The organism is Methylobacterium sp. B1 (genome assembly GCF_000333255.1).
Taxonomy (GTDB): domain Bacteria; phylum Pseudomonadota; class Alphaproteobacteria; order Rhizobiales; family Beijerinckiaceae; genus Methylobacterium; species Methylobacterium fujisawaense.
In genome coordinates this window covers 1-2,207 of sequence record NZ_BACT01000607.1, presented here as the reverse complement: position 1 = coordinate 2,207, position 2,207 = coordinate 1, and the positions used below count along the sequence as shown (strand labels likewise).

Below are 2,207 nucleotides of genomic sequence, written 5' to 3'. Positions count from 1 at the left end.
CGTCTCGCGGCTGTAGCGCGCGTCCGGCGCCTGCATGTTGAGATCGTGATTGCCCGGCAGATTGTACCAGGGCAGACCGATCCGCCCGACGATGCGGTTGGATCGCCAGTAGAGCGACAGGTCGTCGAACAGCACGTCGCCGGTGGTCAGGCCGAAGGCCGCCGGGATCGCCATGGCGCGGGCGACCGCCGTGTCCCGCACATGGTCGAGTTCGAACCGGCTCTCGGGCTGGGGATCGGTGAACAGCACGACGTCGAAGTCCGTCGTCTCGTCCACGCGGGTCAGGGTGAAGTCGATCGAGGCCGGGAGCGGCCCGGTGGGCGCGAGCCCGCGATAGCGCAGGCCCAGCTCGGCGGGCGTGCCCCCGGGCTGGTGGATGTAGGAATGGCGCGGCACGTTGTCGGCGTCGCGCGGCAGGGCGTAGCCCGGCGGCTTGATCACGAAGACCGCCCCGTCGCCCGACATCGGCAGGCGGTAGCGGCCCTGATCGTCCGTGCGCACGACCTCGCGACCGTTGGACACCAGCACACCCGGCAACGGAGCCGGGTCCCCGCCGGCCGCATCGCGCGCGGAGACGATCCCGGTGGCCTCGGCGGTCTCCTGCGCGCCGGCCCGGCCCGCGACGAGGCCCAGGGCGGCGGCGCCCGCCATGGTGCTCCGGCGGGTCAGGCCTCCGGGTTGAGTATCGCGCGACATGGATGGCTCCTGCACGGCTTCGCGGCGCGTCGTCTCGCGGGAGGCCGGCAACCGGCTCCGGGACGCAGCCTCCGCGGCCAAGCAGACGCGTTTGACTTCCGGATGACAGAAGCGGCTCCGAACGCACGAGGCCCGCGCCTCGGCGGAGGTGCGGGCCTCGGATCGTGTTCGATGGGCGGGTGCCGCCGGAGGCGGCTGGCGCCCGCGGAACGACTACTCTTCGTCGCCGGGCTCGAAGGTCTGCGGCATCGGCTCGGCGCTGGCGACCGGGGTCGGTGCGCCGATGGTCGAGGGGACGTTCACGCCGTCGCGCTTGTAGATGTCGTCGCGGAACTGGACGATGCCGTCCGGGGTCGACCAGGCGGTGATGTAGGTCCAGTAGACCGGCACCGGCTGGGCGATGTTGGCGTCGACGCGCTTGCCGCTCTCGATCGCTTCCTCGACCTTCTGGCGGTCCCAGCCGGGCGTGTCCTTCAGCAGCCACGTGATGTACTCGCGCACGTTCTGCACGCGCACGCAGCCCGACGAGATGAAGCGGAAGTCGTCGCCGAACACGCCCTTGGTGTTCGTGTCGTGCATGAACACGCCGTAGGGGTTCGGGATGTTGATGCGGACGATGCCCATCGAGTTGAAGTCGGCGCCCGAATCCTGCCGGTAGGTGTAGCGGGTGCCCTCATCCGAGAACCAGTTCACCGACTTCGGCGAGATCTCGGAGCCGTTCGACAGGATCCGGATCTTGTTGTCCGTGAGGTAGTTCGGATCCTTCTGCATCTTCGGGATCAGGTCCTTCTTCACGATGGAAGCCGGGACCGTCCAGGTCGGGTTGAAATTGATCTGCGTCGCCTTGGTGTTCATGATCGGCGACTGGCGGTCGATCTTGCCGACGCCTGCGGCGTGGAGCGTGACGACCTGACCGTTCTCGACCGTCTCGACGAGCGCGGCCGGGATGTTGGTGATCACGAAGCGCCGGCCGAGATCGCCCGAGTAGGAGCGCAGGCGCACGACGTTGATCTCGAGCTGGCGGAGGCGCACCTCGGCCGGGACGTTCATGGCCTGCTGGGTGGCCATCGTCATCGCGCCGGTCTGGCTGAGGCCGTGACGGGCCTGGAACCGCTTCACGCCCGCGGCGACGTACGAATCGTACACGCCCGAGCCACCGGCGGCCGGATCGAGGTCGCCGGTGACGATCAGGCGCTGGCGGATGGCCGCCACGGCCGGGCCGCGCGAGCCGACCCGCAGATGGTCGGCGCCGGAAACCTGACGCCAGCCGCCGCGGGCGACGATGTCCTTGTAGCGCTCCACCATCTGCTCGGTGGACGTCACGGTCTGCGGCGAGAGGATCGGAACCGTCTCGCGCTGCACCTGCATGCCGGCGGGTGAAGCGTAGTCCTGCGCCCATTCGGCCTGGGCATAGTTGCCCTGATCGCGGGCTTGGGCGGCGCCGAAGCCCAGCGCGCCGAAAGCGGCGACGCTCAGGATTGCGGTGAACCGGTTTTGTGCCTTCTGGCATC

At 69.3% G+C, this 2,207-nt stretch carries 2 protein-coding genes; both read right to left on the bottom strand.

Annotation, left to right across the window (positions count from 1 at the left end):
- On the bottom strand, window positions 1-696 hold a 696-nt coding region (locus I53_RS17890; protein ID WP_043353087.1), incomplete at its 3' end, for a metallophosphoesterase N-terminal domain-containing protein.
- Between the two features lie 213 nt (window positions 697-909).
- Window positions 910-2,175, bottom strand: coding sequence for a L,D-transpeptidase family protein (locus I53_RS17885; RefSeq protein ID WP_043353085.1), 1,266 nt, complete (start codon window positions 2,173-2,175; stop codon window positions 910-912).
- Window positions 2,176-2,207: the final 32 nt, after the last annotated feature.